Annotated in this window: 20 protein-coding genes; 7 read left to right on the forward strand and 13 right to left on the reverse strand. The window is 68.2% G+C overall.

The window, feature by feature from the left end; all coding sequences use genetic code 11:
• Nucleotides 1–11: 11 nt before the first annotated feature.
• Together ABZV58_RS10125 and ABZV58_RS10130 are read left to right on the forward strand one after the other, a co-directional pair.
• Nucleotides 12–827, forward strand: coding sequence for a MerR family transcriptional regulator (locus ABZV58_RS10125; protein ID WP_354999781.1), 816 nt, complete (start codon nucleotides 12–14; stop codon nucleotides 825–827).
• 64 nt (nucleotides 828–891) lie between these two features.
• Nucleotides 892–1,236: a helix-turn-helix transcriptional regulator gene (locus tag ABZV58_RS10130; protein ID WP_354999782.1), complete on the forward strand. Its 345-nt coding sequence runs from the start codon at nucleotides 892–894 to the stop codon at nucleotides 1,234–1,236.
• Here the strand turns inward: ABZV58_RS10130 and ABZV58_RS10135 are convergent.
• Together ABZV58_RS10135 and ABZV58_RS10140 are read right to left on the reverse strand one after the other, a co-directional pair.
• On the reverse strand, nucleotides 1,226–2,437 hold the full coding sequence (locus ABZV58_RS10135; RefSeq protein WP_354999783.1) for a cytochrome P450: 1,212 nt from the start codon (nucleotides 2,435–2,437) through the stop codon (nucleotides 1,226–1,228). The genes ABZV58_RS10130 and ABZV58_RS10135 overlap by 11 nt on opposite strands.
• Nucleotides 2,434–3,762 carry an MFS transporter gene (locus ABZV58_RS10140; RefSeq protein WP_354999784.1) on the reverse strand — a complete coding sequence of 443 codons (1,329 nt, stop codon included), beginning with the start codon at nucleotides 3,760–3,762 and terminating at the stop codon, nucleotides 2,434–2,436. Before ABZV58_RS10140 ends, ABZV58_RS10135 begins: the two co-directional genes overlap by 4 nt.
• A gap of 151 nt (nucleotides 3,763–3,913) precedes the next feature.
• Here ABZV58_RS10140 and ABZV58_RS10145 point away from each other — a divergent pair, with 151 nt between their 5' ends.
• The gene (locus tag ABZV58_RS10145; protein ID WP_354999785.1) at nucleotides 3,914–5,329 is read left to right on the forward strand and encodes an FAD-dependent monooxygenase; all 1,416 of its coding nucleotides are present in this window, start codon (nucleotides 3,914–3,916) and stop codon (nucleotides 5,327–5,329) included.
• 8 nt (nucleotides 5,330–5,337) lie between these two features.
• On the opposite strand, the gene ABZV58_RS10150 is transcribed toward ABZV58_RS10145, so the two are convergent.
• The 7 genes from ABZV58_RS10150 to ABZV58_RS10180 are packed head-to-tail and all read right to left on the reverse strand — an operon-like array spanning nucleotide 5,338 to nucleotide 12,968.
• On the reverse strand, nucleotides 5,338–5,991 hold the full coding sequence (locus ABZV58_RS10150) for an HAD family phosphatase (protein ID WP_354999786.1): 654 nt from the start codon (nucleotides 5,989–5,991) through the stop codon (nucleotides 5,338–5,340).
• Nucleotides 5,988–6,983, reverse strand: coding sequence for an AfsA-related hotdog domain-containing protein (locus ABZV58_RS10155; RefSeq protein WP_354999787.1), 996 nt, complete (start codon nucleotides 6,981–6,983; stop codon nucleotides 5,988–5,990). The genes ABZV58_RS10150 and ABZV58_RS10155 overlap by 4 nt, the downstream gene beginning before the upstream one ends.
• Before the next feature lie 40 nt (nucleotides 6,984–7,023).
• Nucleotides 7,024–8,727 carry an ABC transporter substrate-binding protein gene (locus ABZV58_RS10160; protein ID WP_354999788.1) on the reverse strand — a complete coding sequence of 568 codons (1,704 nt, stop codon included), beginning with the start codon at nucleotides 8,725–8,727 and terminating at the stop codon, nucleotides 7,024–7,026.
• Nucleotides 8,720–10,321 carry an ABC transporter ATP-binding protein gene (locus ABZV58_RS10165; protein WP_354999789.1) on the reverse strand — a complete coding sequence of 534 codons (1,602 nt, stop codon included), beginning with the start codon at nucleotides 10,319–10,321 and terminating at the stop codon, nucleotides 8,720–8,722. The genes ABZV58_RS10160 and ABZV58_RS10165 overlap by 8 nt, the downstream gene beginning before the upstream one ends.
• Nucleotides 10,318–11,172 (reverse strand): ABC transporter permease, encoded by an 855-nt coding sequence (locus ABZV58_RS10170; RefSeq protein ID WP_354999790.1) that lies wholly within the window; start codon nucleotides 11,170–11,172, stop codon nucleotides 10,318–10,320. Before ABZV58_RS10170 ends, ABZV58_RS10165 begins: the two co-directional genes overlap by 4 nt.
• A complete protein-coding gene (locus ABZV58_RS10175) occupies nucleotides 11,169–12,116 on the reverse strand; it encodes an ABC transporter permease (protein ID WP_354999791.1) in 948 nt (315 codons plus the stop codon). The genes ABZV58_RS10170 and ABZV58_RS10175 overlap by 4 nt, the downstream gene beginning before the upstream one ends.
• A gap of 3 nt (nucleotides 12,117–12,119) precedes the next feature.
• Nucleotides 12,120–12,968 (reverse strand): rhodanese-like domain-containing protein, encoded by an 849-nt coding sequence (locus ABZV58_RS10180; RefSeq protein ID WP_354999792.1) that lies wholly within the window; start codon nucleotides 12,966–12,968, stop codon nucleotides 12,120–12,122.
• A 181-nt stretch (nucleotides 12,969–13,149) separates the two neighbouring features.
• Here ABZV58_RS10180 and ABZV58_RS10185 point away from each other — a divergent pair, with 181 nt between their 5' ends.
• The 3 genes from ABZV58_RS10185 to ABZV58_RS10195 are packed head-to-tail and all read left to right on the forward strand — an operon-like array spanning nucleotide 13,150 to nucleotide 16,290.
• Nucleotides 13,150–14,004, forward strand: coding sequence for a rhodanese-like domain-containing protein (locus ABZV58_RS10185; protein WP_354999793.1), 855 nt, complete (start codon nucleotides 13,150–13,152; stop codon nucleotides 14,002–14,004).
• A 16-nt stretch (nucleotides 14,005–14,020) separates the two neighbouring features.
• Complete coding sequence (locus ABZV58_RS10190) at nucleotides 14,021–15,325, forward strand: NtaA/DmoA family FMN-dependent monooxygenase (protein WP_354999794.1); 1,305 nt, start codon at nucleotides 14,021–14,023, stop codon at nucleotides 15,323–15,325.
• Nucleotides 15,322–16,290, forward strand: coding sequence for an LLM class flavin-dependent oxidoreductase (locus ABZV58_RS10195; RefSeq protein ID WP_354999795.1), 969 nt, complete (start codon nucleotides 15,322–15,324; stop codon nucleotides 16,288–16,290). Before ABZV58_RS10190 ends, ABZV58_RS10195 begins: the two co-directional genes overlap by 4 nt.
• Nucleotides 16,291–16,333: 43 nt before the next feature.
• On the opposite strand, the gene ABZV58_RS10200 is transcribed toward ABZV58_RS10195, so the two are convergent.
• From ABZV58_RS10200 to ABZV58_RS10215, 4 genes are all read right to left on the reverse strand, one after another.
• Nucleotides 16,334–17,686 carry an aminotransferase class I/II-fold pyridoxal phosphate-dependent enzyme gene (locus ABZV58_RS10200; protein WP_354999796.1) on the reverse strand — a complete coding sequence of 451 codons (1,353 nt, stop codon included), beginning with the start codon at nucleotides 17,684–17,686 and terminating at the stop codon, nucleotides 16,334–16,336.
• A 104-nt stretch (nucleotides 17,687–17,790) separates the two neighbouring features.
• A complete protein-coding gene (locus tag ABZV58_RS10205; RefSeq protein ID WP_354999797.1) occupies nucleotides 17,791–18,024 on the reverse strand; it encodes a hypothetical protein in 234 nt (77 codons plus the stop codon).
• Between the two features lie 111 nt (nucleotides 18,025–18,135).
• Nucleotides 18,136–18,351 carry a hypothetical protein gene (locus ABZV58_RS10210; RefSeq protein ID WP_354999798.1) on the reverse strand — a complete coding sequence of 72 codons (216 nt, stop codon included), beginning with the start codon at nucleotides 18,349–18,351 and terminating at the stop codon, nucleotides 18,136–18,138.
• Between the two features lie 246 nt (nucleotides 18,352–18,597).
• The gene (locus ABZV58_RS10215) at nucleotides 18,598–18,912 is read right to left on the reverse strand and encodes a hypothetical protein (protein WP_354999799.1); all 315 of its coding nucleotides are present in this window, start codon (nucleotides 18,910–18,912) and stop codon (nucleotides 18,598–18,600) included.
• A gap of 313 nt (nucleotides 18,913–19,225) precedes the next feature.
• Here ABZV58_RS10215 and ABZV58_RS10220 point away from each other — a divergent pair, with 313 nt between their 5' ends.
• Nucleotides 19,226–19,546: a helix-turn-helix transcriptional regulator gene (locus ABZV58_RS10220; RefSeq protein ID WP_354999800.1), complete on the forward strand. Its 321-nt coding sequence runs from the start codon at nucleotides 19,226–19,228 to the stop codon at nucleotides 19,544–19,546.
• Nucleotides 19,547–19,697: the final 151 nt, after the last annotated feature.

Consider the following 19,697-nt stretch of genomic DNA (forward strand, 5'->3'; position numbering starts at 1 on the left):
ACCGACAAGCCATGCCGCCTACACTCGACGCGATCATGTTCGGCGTAGACCCGAGGAGGACGGTGCTCACGATCGGCCAGCTCGCGGCGACCGCGGGCGTGACGGTGCGCGCCGTTCGCCACTACCATCACGTCGGCCTGCTGCCCGAGCCCGAGCGCGATGCCTCCGGCTACCGCCGCTACAGCGCGCAAGCGGCGGTGGACCTCATCCGGATCAGAACCCTCGCCGACGCCGGTGTTCCGCTGGCCAGGATCGACGCGCTGCTACACGCGCGGCCCACCGAATTCGCCGCGGCCATCACCGATGTCGACGCCGAATTGCGGCGCAAGATCGACCAACTCACCGAATACCGCGCCCGGATCGCCGAATTGGCAAGCGGCGAAAGGCTTGTTCTGCCACCCGAGGTGGTCGCCATCCTGAACCGCATGCGCGGTCTCGGGGTCAGCGAACAGCGGGTGCTCCTCGAGCGCGACTCCTGGATCCTGCTGCAAGCACTCGATCCGGAAGCCATGCCCCAGCGGATTCGCGACAAGAACGCCGACTTCGACGACCCCGAGACGATGCGCCTGTATCTCGCGGTCGATCACGCCTTCGACTGGGACCCGCACGATCCGCGCCTGAACCAGCTCATCGACGACCTCGACGCCTGGGAGATCGAACACGAGCACGACGCCGGGCCGACGACCCGGAAACTGATCTCCTCCCGGATCTCCGAGGCATCACCGGCCTGGCAACGCATCGTCGACGCGCTCGTCCACCGCGCCGAACAGCGCCGGACACGGCACCTGAGCCCGGCGCGCGCCCGAGTTGGCAGGTCGACGCGGTAGGTACTATGGCTGTCATAGGTATGACAGCCGTCAAAAAGCTGCCGTGGCGGAAAGGAATGGGATCGTGGCCGATGCCGATGGACATCCCGATCTCGAGGAGTTCGATCTTTCCGCGGTGCTGGCCGCTCTCGCGGACGACAATCGGCGCAGTGTGATCGCGCAGTTGTACGCCGAGCCGGAGGGCGCCGAGCAATTCTGCAGTGTGTTCGGGATGCCGTGGGCGCCGTCGACCCGGACGCATCATTTTCGGGTGCTGCGCAAGGCGGGGTTGATCTGGCAGCGGGATGTCGGCAACGGCCGGATGACGAAGCTGCGGCGCGAGGATATGGAGCGGGCGTTCCCCGGGCTGCTGGGAGCGATCCTCGACGCCGACCGCGGTCGTCATCCGGTCCAGCCCGCTACCAGGTGACCGGGAGCGACGTCGGCCGGTGCACGAGAACGCCGGTCTCCCAGGGTATTTCCTGCTCCGCAACCGCGAGTTCGAGCGTCGGTAGCTCGGTGACCAGCCGGCGCAGCACCTCGGTGATCTCCATCCGCGCCATGGCCGCGCCCATGCAGTGGTGCATGCCGTACCCGAACTGCAGGTGCCGCTTCCCGTCGCGCGCGGGATCGATGACCGCCGGATCCGGGTACACCTCGGGATCCCGATTCGCCGAATGCGCGTCGGCGTACACGATGTCGCCGGGGTGCAGCACGCCCCGCGTCAGCGTGATCTCGCGGGTGGTGACCCGGGGGAAGGTCGAGATCCGGCCCAGCGGCAGCAACCGCAGGAACTCCTCCACCGCGGTGGGGATGGCGTCCGGGTTGTGCACCAGGTACTGCCACAGCTCCGGTCGCGCGAGCGCGACATAGGCGATCTTGGTGATCACCGAAAGGATGTTCTGATCACCGCCGACCAACGATCCGAGCAGGATGGCCGCGTACTCCGCGTCGGAAACCGGCGGCGAGACCGATTCACGCGCCTCGAGCAGGTCGATGATCAGGCCGGGTCGCAGCTCGCGCCGCCGGGCGATCAGATCCTCGAGGTAGTGATAGAGCGTCCAGAAGTCGGCGAGCAGCTGGTCGATATCGGTGTCGTGGGCCAGCTGCATCTCTCGCGAAAGATGCCGGAAATAAGCGATATCGGCCGTCGGTATGCCGAGATAGTCCACATTGACTCCGATGGTCACCGGATCCAGCAGCGCGCCAACGAGATCCGCCGACCCCCGCGCCCGCTGCGCCCGTAGTTCGGCGAGAGCGTCGTCGAGGACCCGGTGGACCGCGGGCACCCGGCGGGTCATCGTGGCGGCGCTGTAGGCCGACGCCACAAAGCCTTTCAGCCGCCCGTGCCCGGGATGGTCCAGATTCAGCAGCATTTCCGTGGGCATGATCGTCGGCAGGAAGCTCGGCCCGTCGTCGACGTTGGTTTCCGCCCGCGCGAAACTCAGGTCGGTCAGTACCGCGTGCACGTCCCGGTACGAGGTCACGTGCACGGCCGTATGCCCACTGGGCAATTTCACCTGCGGCAATCCTCCGGCGGAGCGCTGCGACACCGGTTCGATCATGGTGGGCGGCGCGATGTTCGCGATGCCGTCGACATCGACCCGGACGGCGTCGAGTGCGTGGGTCATGAGCTGACTCCTTCTGGGCTGGAACCGATTTCCCGGTTCTCGGTGGCGCGTGCGGTGCCGCGCACCACGACGATGAGGATGGTGAGCACGACGAGCAGGGCGATGAGCACGCCGACCGTGGTGGTGAAGGCGGAGCGGTAGACGTCGGGGTGTCCGTATTGGCCCGCGGCGGTGTCGTCGGCGGCCGATCCGCTGAGCTGGGTGCCGACGACCGCGGACAGCACGACGGCGTAGCCGGCGACGAAGATCGCTTCGCTGCCGATGCGGAAGAAGTTCAGCACGCCCGCCGCGGTCCCGCCGCGTTCGGCGGGCACGACCGACAGCGCGTGACCGTCGACCAGCCCGATGGGCAAGCCGAAGCCGAGGCCGAGCAGCACCATCGGCAGGATGATCCAGGCCACCGAACGGTCCTGCGAGAGCGCGAGAACGCCCGCGTTGCCGAGGATCGAGGCGGCCAGGCTGAGGTAGACGACCTTGCCGATGGTCAGCGACGGGAAGCGGGTGACCAGCTGTCCGATGGCGACCGGTGCGACGAAGACGGGGATCGTCATGGCGAGCATGAGCAACCCGGAGGTTCCCGCCGACAGGTCGGTGATGCCGCTGAGCGCGGAGGGCAAATAGGTCAGCAGGGTGACGAAGCCGATCGAGCCGGCGACCGGCACCAGGCACATCGCCAGGAATTCCCGATTGCGCAGTAGGCCCAGGTCGAGGATCGGGCCGTGTTCGGTGACAGCGGGTTTCGCGGCGGGCAGCACGCGTGTACCGATGCCCGCGGCCGCGAGGATCACCGCGTGCACCACGAACACACCCCGCCAATCGAGCAGCGAGATCAAGAGGCCGGAGATGGTCGGACCGAGCGCCAGGCCCAAACCGTTGACCGTGCCGAAGACAGCGAAGGCCCGAATACGTTGCGGCCCTTGGTACGCGGTCGACAGCAGCGCGGTGGCGCCGGTCAGGATCGCCGCGGCGCCGACACCGGCGATCACCCTGGCCAAGTCGAGCACGAGCAAGTTCGGAGCCACGACGCTGCCGACGCTGCCCGCGACGACGAGCGCGGCCCCGATCCCGAAGGTGCGCCGGTGCCCGATGCGGTCACTCGCCGCGCCCCACAGCAGCGTGGTGAGCGCGAAGGCGATATTGAAGCCGTTGACAACCCATTGCAGCGCAGTGGGATTCGAGCCGAGATCGCGCGAGATCAGCGGTAGCGCGATCGCGGTGCCCGCGATGGCCATGGGCGTGACGAACTGAGCGGCGAGAACCACGGGCAGCGTCGCGCTACTGGGTGGCGCGCTCTGGGTTTCGGTTTCGGCGGTGACGGTCGACATGAATACCCCTGTGACGGTGGGTGAGAGGACTTGTGGAACGTGCGACAGGTACTACCCGACTGCTAGCTACTATGATCGTAGTAGCTACGATGGTGATCGTACAACCGCTGTCGCGGACCGGCCTCCGACAACCTCGCCCCAGGAGAATGTGATGACCACGGCGTCCCGGCCCCCCTCGCGCACTCCCGATTCCGTCGTCGACACCGATGTTCTGGTGGTCGGCGGCGGCCCGGTCGGCATGCTGGTGGCCGCCGAACTGGCGTTGCAGGAGATCCGGGCCGTCGTGGTCGAAACCCGCACCGAGCTCGACATTCGCCCGCGCGCGGGCACCGTGCACGCCCGCTCGCTCTCGCTGCTGGCGCGCCGCGGATACCTCCCGTCGACGGACCCCGAGACGATTCGACGCGACCCGCACGGAGTACGCCGGACCCCGTTCCAGTTCGCGGCCCAGCCCGTGCTGACGATCAGCGCGCCGAGCGTCGAGCCCGCTCCGATCGCGGGCATTCCGCAGGCGCGGCTGGAGGCGGCGTTCGAGGAACGCGCCCGCGCCCTCGGCGCGCGGATTCTGCGCGGCCACACCGTTTCCGCGCTCGAGGTCCGTGACGACGTCGTGGTCGCCGACGCCGACGGCCACGACGGTCTCCTTCGGATCCGCGCCGAATACGTCGTCGGCGCCGACGGCGCCCGCAGCCTCGTCGCCCGCACCGGCGACTTCCCGGCGCGCGTCTATCCCGCGACCATGAATGCCCTTGCCGGGCTCGCATTCTCGGATACGCCCGGGCAAATCCCGCCGGGCTGGAATCCGACGCCCACCGGATGGACCATGCACAATCCGAACCCGTACGGCCCGGCTCGGATCATCGCGATGGATTTCAGCGGTCCCCTCGACCACCGCCCGGAACCCTCCGTGGCCGAGTACCGGCAACGCCTGGAATACGTGCTCGGCGCAGCCCCCGCGCTGAGCGGCGTCGGTCACCTCACCCGGTTCAGCGATCACGGCCGTTACCGCACCAGCCTTCGGGACGGACGACTCTTGTTGGCAGGCGATGCCGCCCACAGTCACTACCCGCTCGGCGGCCAAGGCCTCAATACCGGTATGCAGGACGCGTTCGCGCTCGGCTGGCGGCTCGCCCGCGTGATCACCGGACGCGACCGGTCCGAGATCCTCGACGACTATTCGCGCGAACGCGTCGCCGTGGCTTCGGCGGTGGTCGGCAACACCGTGCTGCAGTCGCGGATGATGAACCCGCGGACGCCGGAGCTGCGCGATGCGGTCGTGGCCATGCTCGCGGTCCCGGCGATCCACGATGCCCTCGCCCAGCTCATCAGCGGCCAGTTCCAACGCGGCTTCCAGCACGATCTGGTGGTGACCGAGGCCGGGGGCCGGGAGCGCACCCTCGCCGAACTGCTGCGCGAGGGCCGGTTCGTGGCGATCCGGCCCGACGAACACACGCCGGTACCGGACGGTCCCGCCGACGCCGCCGTGGTGACCGGCAAGGTGACCCCGGACCAGGCGTGGACCTCCGCGCTGGTCCGGCCGGACGGCTACCTCGCCGCCACCCTGTGAGCCGGTGCTCAACCCGGCCATCGCTCCAGCGCCTCACGCACCTCGCCGATCGCCTGCCCGGCATCGCGGAATCGCACCGCCGTCCAGCCCGATTCCCGTGCCGCCGCACAATTTTCGCCGAGATCGTCGACCAGGATGCACTGGCGGGGATCGACGCCCGCGCGCTCGGCCGCGAGGGCGAAGATCTCCGGATCGGGCTTGCGGAACCCGACTTTGCACGAATCGATCAACGCGCTCAGCACATCGTCCAGATCGATCATGGTGCGCCAGTACGGCTCCCATTCGACGACATTGTTGCTCAGCACCCCGACGCGGGTACCGTTCTCGGCGAGCTCGATCGCGAAGTCGCGCACCGCACCGTTGACCTGATGGCCGGCGAACCACTGCCTGCCGAAATCCGGCTCGCTGCGGGACAGATCGAGTTCGGGCGCCTTGGCGCGCAGGACGGCGTGCAGCTTGCCCACCCAGGCGCGTTCGTCGAGCAACGCCAGTTCGATCGGGGCAAGCGGCGCGAGCCCGTATTGGGCACCCACCTCGGCGATCGCGTATTTGAACAGGTCCACCGGAATGCCCGCGACCTGCTCGTATCGGAGGAACAGCTCGTCGAGCGGCGGTGAGAGCACGCCGCCGAAATCGAACCAGACGAACGGAGCCGCGCTCACTGGACCATCGTCCAGACGTCGGCGGGGCGGAACCGCAGCTCCACTTCGCCCGCGGCGATGACATCCTCGCCCTGGGCGAGACTTATCTGGGCTCGTGCGCCGCCGAGATTGCCGGGAACGGCGGCGACGGTGGCCCTGGCGATCGTATCCCGTTCGAACTCACCGAATTTGCTGAACTCGATGCCGAGCCGATGCATCACCATGCGGCTGGTGTCCAGTCCGAGGAGCGCGTTCGCGGCTGCCATCGCGACCTGCCGGGCCGCCTCGAACTGCAACATCCCCGGCACATGGTCGAGGGCGTGATCGAACAGTGAGGGATGGTTGGTGTCGATGATGGTCAACGCCGTCAATTCGTCACCCGAGAGGACCGGGTTGGCGAGAATGGCGTTGCGTGGATTGTGCCTGCCGATCGAACCCGGCCGCATCCGCGCCACCGGCAACTGCTCCGGAATCACGTGTTGCGCAGGCAGACCCAGCGATTCGCGCCCGCGGACCCGGATGCGGTTCCACACCGGAGCGGGCATCCACTGGTAGACCATCACCTCCCTGGCCGCCACGTGCCCCTCGATCTCGGCGACCATCTCGAGGGAGAGTCCGATGATCTGATCGTCACGCCGCTTCTCGCCGACCACCCGCGCCTCGACGACGCAGTGTCCCGGGCAGCTGCCGATCCGCAGCGTGTCGGGATCGATGATCGCGAAATCCGCCGAGCCGAAGATGAACTTCTCCGAGCGGGCGACCCCGAGGAAGGTGTGCGCGTAGTAGATCGCGACCTGGCGGAAGACTTCGATGAGCAGGAGCGGATCGTAGGTGGTCGCGGTGCCGCGGTGATCACTGAAATACGAGTGATTGCGGGGCAATTGAGCGGCGAACACAGCGCCGTCCGGTCTCGGGTGCGCGTCGGTGAGGAACACCTCGGCGATCGATTCCCGGTGCACTATGCCGCGGGGGATATTGCGATCGAAGGTCAGGGTTTGGGTTGCGGCAGTCATGATCGAGCCTTCCTGGAGCGGTGATGTGGCGGCAGACTGGTCAGCGGACGGCGATGTCGTATGCCCAGGCATTGACGCTGTTGCGAGGCGGGTCGAACAGCGAGGTCACGTTGTGGATCGCGGAACTGGCGGCGACACTGTTGCGGTCGGTGTACAGCGGTATCGCGACGGCCTTGTCGAGCAGATAGCCGGTGATCTGGTCGAACAACTGCTTGCGTTGGTTCCGGTCGGTCGCCTTCGTCGATTCGACGAGCCACCGATCCACTTCCGGATCGGCCAGCTTGGACCCGGCGACGATGGATCCGATGGTGATCCCGTCGATCTGTCCGTACTTCAGGTCCGGCGAGGTCGAGCCGTAGGCGCGGTTGAATTGCAGCGACAGATCCAGACCGCCGACCTGGCGGGGGAACGCCTCGTACTGGTTGCGCGCGAGCAGGTCGTAGACCTGGGCGTTCTCGACGAACTGCAAGTCGACCTGGATGCCGAGGTTCTGGCGGAGCTCGGCTTGCCAGGCCTCGAGGAAATCGTCCTCGGGATAGGTGGGCACGGTGGCGAGCAAGCGGATGGTCAACCGGCGGCCCGCGCTGTCGGTGCGGTACCCGTCGGCGTCCTTGCCGGTCCAGCCCGCTTCGTCGAGCAGAGTCTTGGCGGCGGCGATATCGGCGGTGCCTTTGTTCTCGTACTTGGCGTCGTAGTAGGCGCTGTCGGGCGAGATCAGGCTCCATGCGCGCTGCTGGGAACCCTTGGTCAGGCTGTCCACCACCGCGGCGATATCGACGCCTTTGGCGATGGCTCGCCGAACCCGCACATCCGTGGTGGGGCCGTTGGTCAGGTTGAGCATGATCACCGTCGGCGCGGCCGCCGACCCGATCTGCTCGTACTGGAAACCGTCGATGCCGTCGAACAGCGGGATATCGGTGGCTTTGACGGTCCCGATCGCGTCGACCTCTCCGCTGCGCAGCAGTCCGGCCCGGGTGGATGCCTCGGGGATGTACTTGACGACGACCTTGTCGACGTAAGCGGCGCCCTGGTGCCGTGCGGTGGCCGGGCCCCACCGGTAGTCGGGGTTCTTACGGAACGTGAGCTCTTGGCCTTGGACCGCCTTGTCCAGGATGAACGGTCCCGAACCGACCAGCCCGGTCCCGCTGGTGAGGGTCTGTTTGTCGGCGGTCAGGGTGCCGGGAGCGACGATCGCGCCGCTGAGCCCGGCGAGCGTGGACAGGAAGTCCGCGCGGGGCGTGCTCAGCGTGATGCGCACCTGGTAGGGGGCCAGCACATCGACCGAGCTGACGCTCGAGTACTGCAGCAGGCCCAGCACGGTCCACGACGGGTTGTCCGGATTGCGGAGGAGATCGATGTTCGCCTTGACCGCGTGCGCGTCGAACTTCTCACCGTTGTGGAAGGTCACGTCCTCACGCAGGGTGAATTCGTAGACCCTGCCGTCCGGGGAGACGGTCCATTCTTTGGCGAGCCACGGGTGGAACTGCTCGCTCCGGTCCTCGGCGATCAGGCTGTCGTAGCTGTTGCGCAACACCTGGGAGGCGTCGAATGCCGCGCCGTAGTGCGGATTGAGGCCGCGCTGAGGGTAGTTCGGCAAGGCGATGGTGAAGGTCCCGCCGGATTGCGGGGGAGATGTCGGTCCATCGTTGCCGCTGCCTGGCTCCGGGTCCGACGCGCAGGCGCCTGCGGCCAACGCCATGCCGACGACCAGCACGGTGAACAGTCGAATGATGCGGTTACGCAAGCGAATAGCTTTCTGTGGTGTCCTGCGCCGCCAGGCGCGGAACGGAATCGATTAGGGCACGGGTGTACGGGGAAGTCGGGGCGGTGAAAATTGCGTCGGACGAACCGGATTCGACGATCGCGCCGTTGTGCAGGACGAGCACGCGGTGACAGATCTGCCGGATGACGGCGAGGTCGTGCGAGATGAAGACGATGCCGACCCGGCGGGTCCGGGCGAGTTCGGCGATGAGCGCGAGAATCTGGGCCTGCACCGAGATGTCGAGCGCCGAGACCGGTTCGTCGCACACCACCAACCTCGGCTCGCTTCCGAGCGCTCTGGCGATGTTGACGCGTTGACGTTGTCCGCCGGACAGTTCGCGGGGGTGGCGGTCGATGCTGTCGGCGGGTAGGTGCACCGCCGCCAACAGGCGCAGAACCTCGTCGCGGCGATCGTGCCTGCCGACTCGCAGTGCGACGCTCTCGCCGATGATCTCGCCGACGCGGTAGCGGGGGTCGAACGAACCGACCGAGTCCTGTGCCACCAAGCCGATTCGGCCGGGCAGGCGCGTCGTGCGCGTCAACGGCGCTCCGCCGAAACGCATTTCGCCGCCGTCGGGCGCGATCATCCCGGTGATCATCTTCGCCACCGTCGACTTTCCTGAACCGGATTCACCGACCACGCCGAGCACTTCACCGGCCTGGACGTCGAACCCGATATCGGCGACCGCCGGGACCGTGCGGCCGCGCACCCGATACGACTTGGCCAGCGCGGTGGCGGCGAAAACCGGGTCACCGGAGGGCGGGGGCGGCGCGTCGGCCCGGCCGTGCGGAACCGCGGCGATCAGTTGTCTGGTGTACTCGTGCTCGGGATTCTCGATCACCTGCCTGGCCGGTCCCGCCTCGACGACGCGACCCGATTTCATCACCAGGATGCGATCGGCCACCGACGCGACCACCGCCAGATCGTGACTGACCAGAATCATCGACCGACCGCCCTCGACCTGCCGAACCAGCAGATCGAGAACTTGCGCTTGAACGGTCACGTCGAGCGCCGTGGTCGGCTCGTCGGCGATGAGGATGTCCGGATCACCGGCCAGCGCGGAGGCGATCAGCGCTCGCTGACGCTGACCGCCCGACAGCTGAAATGCCCGCTGGCCCCTGCGCGTTTCGGGATCGGCGATACCGACCGAGGTCAGCAGCTGGTCGATCCGCGTCCCGCGTCGATGGCGCGGCAGCGCGCGCAGCGATTCACCGATCTCGTCGGCGATGGTGCGCAGCGGGTCGAGCGCGACGAGCGCGTCCTGGAGTACCAGACCGATTCGCGCGCCGCGGATCTCACGCCAGTGCCGTTCGGTCAGTTCCAGCGCCGAGGTACCGAACAATTCGAATCGGTCGGCGCGCACCCGGGCGCCGTCGCCGGCGAGCCCGACGAGGCTGCGCGTGGTCACCGACTTGCCCGAGCCCGATTCGCCGACGATCGCCAGGATCTCGCCGCGCCGAAGGTCGAAGCCGACTCCGTCGACGATATCGCCCGCCCTTCCGGCGAAGCCGACGCGCAGGTTGCGCACTCGCAGCACGATGTCGGCGCCTTTCGCGGATGGTGCTGTGAGCGTCATGGCTGTGCCCTTCGTTCGAAGCGATGACCCGCGTATCGGCCGAGCACCGTGGTCGCCAAGACGACGACGGTGATGGCGGCGCCGGGGAATACGACCGTCCACCACGCGATGCGCAGATCGCCATGCGCCTCGGCGAGCATCGAACCCCACTCCGGCTCCGGGGGTTTCGGCCCGAAACCCAGGAAGCTCAATGCCGCGGCACCGAGAATGCTGGTGCCCAGGCCGAGGGTGACCACGACCGGAAGCGACCGCAGCGCGTTCGGCAGGATGTGGCGGACCACGATCCGCGGCCGCGACCGGGTGAGCAGTCCCGCCTGCGCGACGTACTCGCTGCCGCGCACGGCTCGGGTCTCCGCACGTATCACCCGCGCGAATCGGGGCGCCGCGGCGATTCCGATCGCGAGGACCAGATTGGGCGTGCCGGTGCCGGTGAAGGTGATGAGCACCAGGGCGAGCAGAATCTCCGGAAAGGCGCCGAGCAGATCGAAGGTGCGCGAGACGATCGCGTCGACGACTCCGGTGCCGACACCGGCCACCAGGCCGAGCGTCACACCGATCAGCACCGCGAGCGCCGTCGCCGATACCCCGATGAACAGCGACAACCGAGCGCCGTGTACGACGCGGGTGAACACATCGCGGCCGAGTTGATCGGTACCGAACGGGTGCGCCACCGACGGCGGCCGATGCGCGGCGACCAAATCGGTCTGCAAGGGATCGCCGGAGGCGATCAGCGCGGGCCCGACCGCGGCGAGTACGGCCAGGGCGAGCACCGCTGCCGCGACCCACACGTCGGCGGGCCGTTTCGTCAGGGGTACCGTAAACCGTTGCCGCAGCGCGGCTGTCGTCGTCATGATGCGGCCTCCTGCAGGCGTGGATCAATCCAGAGACAGGCGATGTCGACGATCACCGTGGCCGTCAGGTAGACCGCGGCGGCCAGCAGCGCGACGCCGAGAACCACCGGGACATCGGAGTAGGTGACGGCCTCGACGGTCACCCGTCCGACCCCCGCCCGGCCGAAGACCTCCTCGATCACCACGGTGCCGGTGAGCAGCCCGCTCACGGCCCATCCGGCCAGGGTCGCGGCCGGTATCAGCGAATGCCGCAGTCCGTGCCGTAGGCGCAGGCGAGTGGCGCTGATCCCCCGGGATCGGGCGGTGAGCGCGAACGGCTGCTCGAGCGCGCGTTCGATACCCTCCCGCATGACCTGCGCCAGTACCGCGGCGATCGGCAGGGCCAGGGTGACGGCGGGAAGTATCAAGCGCTGGAACTCGTTTCCCGCGGTCACCGGCAGCACCTTCAAGGTGAAGGCGAAGACCCAGATCAAGATCAGACCGGTCCAGAAGGGCGGCGCCGAGGCCACCACGATCTCCGCGGTGGTGACAGATCGGCTGAACACATCGCGCCTGCCCGCGGTGAGGACGGCCAGCAGCGGCGCGAGCACGGCCGCGATGAGCAAGGCGAATCCGGCGAGCTGGGCACTGGTGCGCAATTGCTCCCCGAACACGATGTCGGTCACCGGTTCGCCGCGCACATACGAATAGCCGAGGTCGCCGTGCAGCAGCCGCGCGAGATGGTGCCCGTACTGCGCGATCAGCGGGCGGTCCAGCCCCCAGTCCTGTTCGATCCGCGCGCGCAGGGTCGGGTCGCTGGATTCGCCCATGATCGCGGTGACCGGATCTCCCGGGGCGATATGCACCGCGAGGAAAGCCAGCGTGACGGCGGCCCACATCATCGCCACCGCGGACAAGATCACACCTGCGATGCGACGAAACACGTTGTGTCGGTAGGTATTCACGGCTCAGTCCTCGATGGGCGCGCCGACCAGGCTGCCCCATTCGGTCCAGGAACCGTCGTAGACGCGGACCCGGTGATCGTCGAGCAGGTCGGTGAACACCAGCCAGCCGAGCGCGGCGCGATGCGACAGCCTGCAGTAGGCGATGACCTTCTCGGCCCGCTCGATGCCGAGTGCCGCGACGCGCTCGCGAATCTCGGCCACCGGCCGCAGCAGACCGTGCTCGTCGAGCAGATCCTGCACCGGAAGACTCAGCGCGCCCGGGATGTGCCCGGCCCGTTCGGCGCCGTGATCGGTCGGTTCGGTGAGCGGCGCGACGCGCAGGCCCGAATACTCCTCCGGCGAGCGCAGATCCACGATCGCGATGGGTGATTCGATCGCGGCGCGCACCTCGTCGCGGCCGACGACGAGCTCGTCGTGGCGGGGCGGAAGCTGGGGGAGCGGTGCGGCGACGGGCGCATGCGACCTGGCGACGGCCGCCCGTGGATCGAACTCCGGATCGCTGTCGCGCCAGGCAGGCAAGCCGCCGTCCAGGTACCGCAGATCGCCGCCGACACCGACTGCCGCGGCCACCCAGATCGCGTAGGCGGCGAATTGGGTCGGCTCACCCGCGAAGACCACCGTCGACGTCGCGTCCGCGCCCAGCGCGTGCAGCCGGTCGGCGAGCACCCGCGCCGACGCGAACTCGCGGCGCGAACGATGCCAGAGCAGATCCTTCCAGTACACGGTGCGCGCACCGGCGATGGTGCTCTGGTCCGGCTCGAACCCCGGCGTGTTCGTCACCTCGATGACGACGATGCCCGGATCCGACAGACGGGACCGCAACCATCCGGCGTCCACGATGCGGCTCGTCACGACTCCCACAGCAGCCCTCCCGCTCGAATGTGCCGGGTCCGACGATCCGGCGGGGAAAACATAAAAGCGCAAACACGCTGCCGTGAACACAAAAAGTCACGAAGACTCGAATTATGTGTTCCAGGCTTCGGGATACATATCCTCGGCAGCGCGCTGCACCCGAACCGCCGAAAGGAGCCCGATGTCCGGCCAACGCGCCGCCCATCTCATATCCGCAGGCCGGCTACGTGACGATCCGCCGAAGCGGCTGGTGCTGCTCGACGTGCGGGTCGGCGCGGGCGGACCGGATCGGACCAGTTTCCGGCGCGGGCATCTGCCCGGCGCGCGGTTCGTCGACATCGACGCGGATCTGGCGGGCGCCGCCTCCCGGTACTCCGGCGCCCGCCCACTCCCGCACACCGAAACCCTCACCGCCGCACTACGTCGCTGGGGCATCCATTCCGACAGCACGGTCGTGGTCTACGACGACTCCCGTGCGGTGCCCGCCGCCCGAGCCTGGTGGGTGCTGAGGTGGGCAGGACTGCCCGACGTCCGGATCCTGGACGGCGGGTTGCGAGCGTGGCGCGAAGCCGGAGGCGCCTTTGTTTCCGGCGCCGAACCGGCCGCACCGGGGACCACGACGGCACAACCGGCCGGACTTCCCGTCATCGATACCCCCGCCGTGGCGGCCCTGCCCGAGCGCGGCGTGCTCCTGGACGCCCGCCCGCGCGAACACTTTCGAGGCGACGGCGAGTTCGCCGGTCACATTCCCGCTGCCGTCAGCGCACCGGTGTTCGACGACTTCGACGAGCGCGGCTTGCTGCGCGACGAGCACAGCCTGCGTACCCGCTATCAAGACCTCGGCCTCACCGCGGGAACGACCGCCGCGACGTACTGCGGCAGCGCGATGGCCGCGGCCCTGCAAGTCTTCGTCCTCGCCACCCTCGGCATCGAAATCGCCTTGTATCCCGGCGGTTTGTCGCAATGGGCCGGTGATCCGGCCCGCCCGCTCGTCCGTGGCGAATCCGCCGCGCCGCGACCCATCCCGTCAGCCTGATCACCAGGAGACCGCAATGGCCGACCATCCACGACATGTCATCCTCAACGCCAACCTGATACCCGGCGGTGCGATCGGCAGCCCTTGGCGGCGCGCGGCGCAGCCCGCGGCGCATTTCGTCGGCATCGAGCACTATCTCGATGTGGCACGCACAGCGGAGCGCGGCCTGCTCGACGCCGTGTTCCTCGCCGATTCGCCGGATCTCCAAGCCAAGGACTGGAATGCGCCGAGCAGGCTGCTCGATCCCTTCGTCGCCCAAGCCGTCATCGCCGCGAGCACCAGCCATATCGGTCTGATCGTCACCGCGACGACGTCCTACAACGACCCCTACAATCTGGCCCGCTCATTCGCGGCACTGTCCGCCGTATCGGGCGGACGGGTCGGCTGGAACTACGTCGTCACCGGCGGCGATGCCGCGGCGCTCAACTACTCGATGGATCAGGCGCTGCCGAAATCCGAGCGGTACGCGCGCGCCGCCGAGTTCATCGATGTGGTCACCGCGCTGTGGGATTCGGCGCCCGCCGACGCGATCGCCGGTGACAAGGCGACCGGTCGCTACCTCGATCCGGCGATCGTGCGGCCGATCGATCACGACGGCAAGTTCTTTCGAGTAGCCGGACCGTTGAAAGCGCCGCCGTTGACCCATGGCAGGCCGGTGCTGATCCAAGCGGGCGCCTCGACGCACGGTGTGGAACTGGGCGCCAGGACCGCCGACGCGGTGTACTCCGCGCACGTCGATCCCGCATCGGCGACCCGACGCCGCGCTGATCTCCGGTCGCGAGCCCAGGCAGCCGGGCGTCACCCCGACAGTGTGAAACTGCTTCCCGGCCTGATCATCGTGCTCGGCGACACCGAAGCCGCGGCCCGGCAACGGGAACGGGAACTCATCGACCTCATTCCCGACGATGTCCAGCTGGTCCAGCTGGCCGATCGGCTCGGTGTCGAACCCGACGTGCTCGAGCTCGACGCACCGTTCCCGTGGGACAAGATCCCCGACGAGAACGCCGACGCGGGCTCGCGCGGGCAGCGCGCGGTGCTGCTCGAATACGTCCGATCCAGCGGAGCCGATACCCGCGGCGCCGCGCGCCTGCTGGCTTCCGGCAGTGTGCACGCGAAGGTCGTCGGCGGACCCGATCAGGTGGCCGGGTTCATCGCGGACTGGTTCGAGTCCGGCGCCTGCGACGGATTCAATCTGATGATCGATGAATTGCCCGGCGGGCTGGCCGATTTCGTCGACCACGTCGTCCCGCTGCTGCGGCGGCGCGGCATCGTCCGCAGCGAGTACGAGACCGCCACGCTGAGAGGACATTACGGGCTGTGACCATTCCCTCGTTGTTCGTGCAGCTGCGCAGCGGCCCACCGGCCGCCGGGGTCTACCGGCGCACCATCGAGATCAGCGTGCGCGCCGAACAACTCGGCTACCACACGATCTGGTTCGCGACTCGCCATTTCGAGGCGCATCACGCCGCCCTGCCCTCGGTGTTCCCTTTCGTGGCCGCGGCCGCCCAGCACACCACCAGGATTCGGCTCGGCACCGGCGTGGTGGCGCTGCCGTTCGAGCATCCGGTGCGCTTGGCCGAGGATGCCGCGGTCACCGACGCGCTGAGCGGCGGACGACTCGAACTCGGCGTCGGCAAGGGGCTCGGGTTCGGGCATTCCGCCGCCAGCTACGCCGGATTCGGCGTTCCCGACACCGACCGGGAATCGCTCTACGCCGATCGGGTAGCAGCTCTGCAACGCATACTCGCCGACGGCCGCGTCACCGATGACATCGCCCTCTACCCACCACCGGGAACACTGCGCTCCCGGATCTGGCAGTCCACCGGGAACATCGATACCGCTCGCCGCGCGGGCGCCGCGGGCGACGGCCTGCTGCCCCACGGGAATTCGCAGGCACGCGCCGGTGGCAGCGTCGGCGAGCTCGTCGACGCCTACCTGGCCGAATGCCGAACCACCCCGAGGATCGGGTCGAGCGTGGCGGTGCTGCCCGCGGACAGCGAAGGCGACGCGCTTGCCTTGCTCGACACCGACATTCGCTCGAGCCCCGCCTTCTATCCCGAACTGCACGGCGAATCCGATCGACGGCGGTTCTTGGCGGACAACCGGATTCGCTTCGGTACCGCCGGGCAGATCGTCGATCGGCTACGCGCCGACCCCGACCTTGTCGCCGCCACCGATGTGTTGTTCTACATCCCGCTCGCGGTCGACCATTCCCGCTATCTCGACTGCCTGCACCGCGTCAGCGCCGAGATCGCCCCGCACCTGACCCCGCTGCCGACCTCGTGATCTCTCGCCGGCTCGAGCCGCTGTCGGTCCGGTGATCGCCCCGTCAGTCCAAGAACTCTCGGTTCGCGGCTCCAGCGGCTTCGGCGAGCAGCCGGGCGAGTTCGGCGATGGCGGCGGTGTCATCGGGCAACTGTGGCACCGCCACCCGCACCGCGCCCGGCCGGGGCGGGGTGACATGCGATTTCGCGCCCGACCCGACGACGATCCCGTGCCGCGCCAACCGGAGCAGCGCACCGTGCTCGTCGGCGACCTCCACCCAGACCACCAGGCTGTTGACGCCGGACCGTGCGGTGACGCCGTGCTCGCTCGAGGCCGACAGCAAGCTCGCCCGCCTGGCCGCATAGCGCCGGCGCGCGGTATCGATCAACGCGGCCGTCTCGCGGTCGTCGATCAAGTGCGCCAACGCGTTTTGCAGGATTCGGCTGTTGGCGGCGATGCCGTGCACCCGGGCGCGAATGGCTCGGTCGACCAGCGCCGCGCTCCCGCCGATGACACAGGTCCGGATATCCATTCCGTAGGCCTTGCAATAGCTGCGCACTCGGACGCTGCGTTCGGGAAAGAAACGCCCGAGCGACGGCGCCTGGGTGCGGGCCAGCGGCCCCACCGCGTCGTCCTCGACGATCCACGGCATCGACTTGGCCGACGACAACACCTCGGCCAGTTCCGCCGCCCTTTCCTCTGACAGCGCCCCGCACGCGGCGTATCCGCCCTCCGGCTGGAGGACCACCACCGATGGTTCCCGCCGAAGCGCCGAGGCCAGCGAATCCGCAAGGGCCCCTTGCTCGTCGGATTCGATGCCGACCACCTCGTATCCGACGTCCGCCAGGGTGTCGAGAAAGCCCGGCATCACCGGCTCTTCCACCGCGACGAGCGAGCCCGCGGGCGCGGCGGCGTCCACGGCGAGAAACAGCCCCTCGGAACCGCCACCCGCCGCGACGAACGCCTCGGCCGCGAAAGGCCAGCCGTCGACCACCGCGTCGCGCAGGCGATCGGTGATGTAGTCGCGTCCGGGACGGTTGAGCCGATCGGTATGCAACCCGGCCAGCATCGCGGGCGCCAGATCCGGTTGCAGAGCGTAATCGGGACTGCCCGTCAGCAGATCCCGGTCCGCGAGCGCCCGGCCCGCGGGTATCTCGTCGCGTGCGGCCACCACCGTGCCACCGCGGCGGTTGGTGGCGATCAGGCCTTCCTTGCGCAACTCGCCCCAGGCGGCGACGACCGTGCGGGTGCTCAGCCCGCAATGCTGCGCGAGCTCCCTGATCGTCGGCAAGCGCGCACCCGCGGCGAGTGCGCCCTCACGGATCAGCTGGGCGGTCACCGCCCGCACCGACTCTGAGGTATGCGACGCGTTCGCCTCCAACGCCCGCACCAGCAGCGCAGAACCCGGCTCCGTCACTGACACTCCACTCGTCGTATTTCCTCAGTATGACGACTATATGTGTACAGGTGAACGGTTTTGTTCCCGGTAGCTCGATATATGTATCCGCCTAGGTCGGACGGTCACCGTGCGGGCTGGTCTTCGGTCTTTCCCCGATCGCGGGTGACGAGGCCGGGCCCGGTGCAATCGTGTGGTCGCGTGGTCGGGCGTGGTTCTCGCAGGACGGCGGCGAGGATTGCGCAGCCGAGGGTGGCGGTCAGCAGGAGCAGGGTGATCGGCGCGGCGCCGAGGGCGGCGAGCAGGGCGAGCCCGGTGAGCAGAGCGAGTGCGTGTTGGGGGATGTGGTGGAGTGCCATGGGTGTTCGGTGATTCCGTTGCCGCGGTGTCGCCGGGGTATCGGCTGTCGCAGGGTGCGGGTGTACGGGCGCGGTGCCGCGGCGCCAGCCGGGGACTCGATGGTGGTGGTGTCAGTAGGCGAGGGGGTATTCGTCTTCATCGGGTAGCGGGATGCGGACGGATTGCTCGATTCGGTCGGTGGTGTCGGCGGCGTCGAAGGCGGCGCGGACGCGTTCGGCGAGCGGATGCAGGGCGCGGGTGTCGAGGCCGATGTGGCGGTCGGCGTCGTGGACGAGCGTGCGCTGATCGGCGTAATCGGCGTCGTCGCGGGCAGGGATCGTGGTCATGGCCAACCTCCTGACGTCGTGTGCGCTCGGACGGAGTGGGACGGGCCCTGGTGATCGCTTCGGGCCCGTCCCGGTGAAGGAAGACGTGACTGTGCGAGAGGTTGGTCCGCGGTCGGCGGTGGCCGTGAGGTCCGGCCTTGCCACGGGTGTGGCGGTGCGCGAATTATCCAGTCGTACGGAGTGTTCGAATGCGCCTGGTCGCCGGAGGATCGACGACATCACCGCCGCGGACCTTTCGGTACTTTGCTATGTCATCACCTCGCTTTCACTGTTCGAGATGAACCGGATGGGTCTGGTCGGGCGCGGAGGGCCGCGTTGGGTCGCGCGCATTCTCGGCGGCGCCCGTCCGGTCAGCCTCGGTGCCCGCCGATCGCGGTCGAGGTCGGTCGGCCGCCGTGGCGCACGGGTGCGCAGCTTCGGCAACACCGGGACCGGTCGTGGCGCGAGTGCTTCGCGCAAGATGTCGTCTACCTCGGCGAACAGCGGTTCGAGGTCGGGGTCGAGTACCGACAGCCGCGTGTCGAGCGGTTCGCGGACGCCGAAGGCTTCCATGGGTTGCATGGCGCTACTCCGATTCGAAGCGAATCCGGTTCGGCGGGTCAGGCGTTGATCGGTCTCGCCGCTGGGTGAGCTGCTGTGCCGAACACCTGCTGCCCCAAGCGGTCCAGATCGAGGAAGGGATCGGTATGCGTCAGCATGATCGTCACCTCCAAACCTCCAACCAACTGTGTTCTCGGTAGTCGGCTGTGTTCTCGGTAGTCGGCTGCGGATATCTATGTCAGCGAGTGCAGATTTTTTATAGCACTATCGAAAGTTCTATGCAAGAGACTACGATAGAAAATCTGAGAAGTATGAAGCAGTATCGAGGAGCAGGATGATTCGCCCACCTCAGCAGCCCGATCCCGCGCGCGCGGTGTACGCGATCTCGGTGGCCGCCGATCTGGCAGGCGTCGGTGTGCAGACACTGCGCCTCTACGAACGCCATGGGCTGATCACCCCGGCCCGCAGCGATGGCGGCACCCGCCGCTACAGCGGCGACGACCTCACCCGGCTGCACCGCATCGCCGCGTTGGTCGCCGAAGGCATCAACCTCGCGGGTATCGGCCGCATCCTCGACCTCGAAGACGCCAACGCCGAACTGCACGCGGACAACGACCGCTTGCGCACCGGCGCGCGCCGCGATCCCGGGCGATAACCACCCGGGCACCCGTCGGACGCTCTGATCGCACGACTGGACCTCTTCTTCGGCTCGCCGTGCGCAGCCACCACTCGGCCGACGCCGGACATCGCCGCTGTCCGAGACCCGTGGCGCGCCAAGTCGAAACGCCCACCTCGGCTGAGCGACG

This window comes from Nocardia sp. NPDC004654, assembly GCF_040609595.1.
In the GTDB taxonomy this organism is placed as follows: domain Bacteria; phylum Actinomycetota; class Actinomycetes; order Mycobacteriales; family Mycobacteriaceae; genus Nocardia.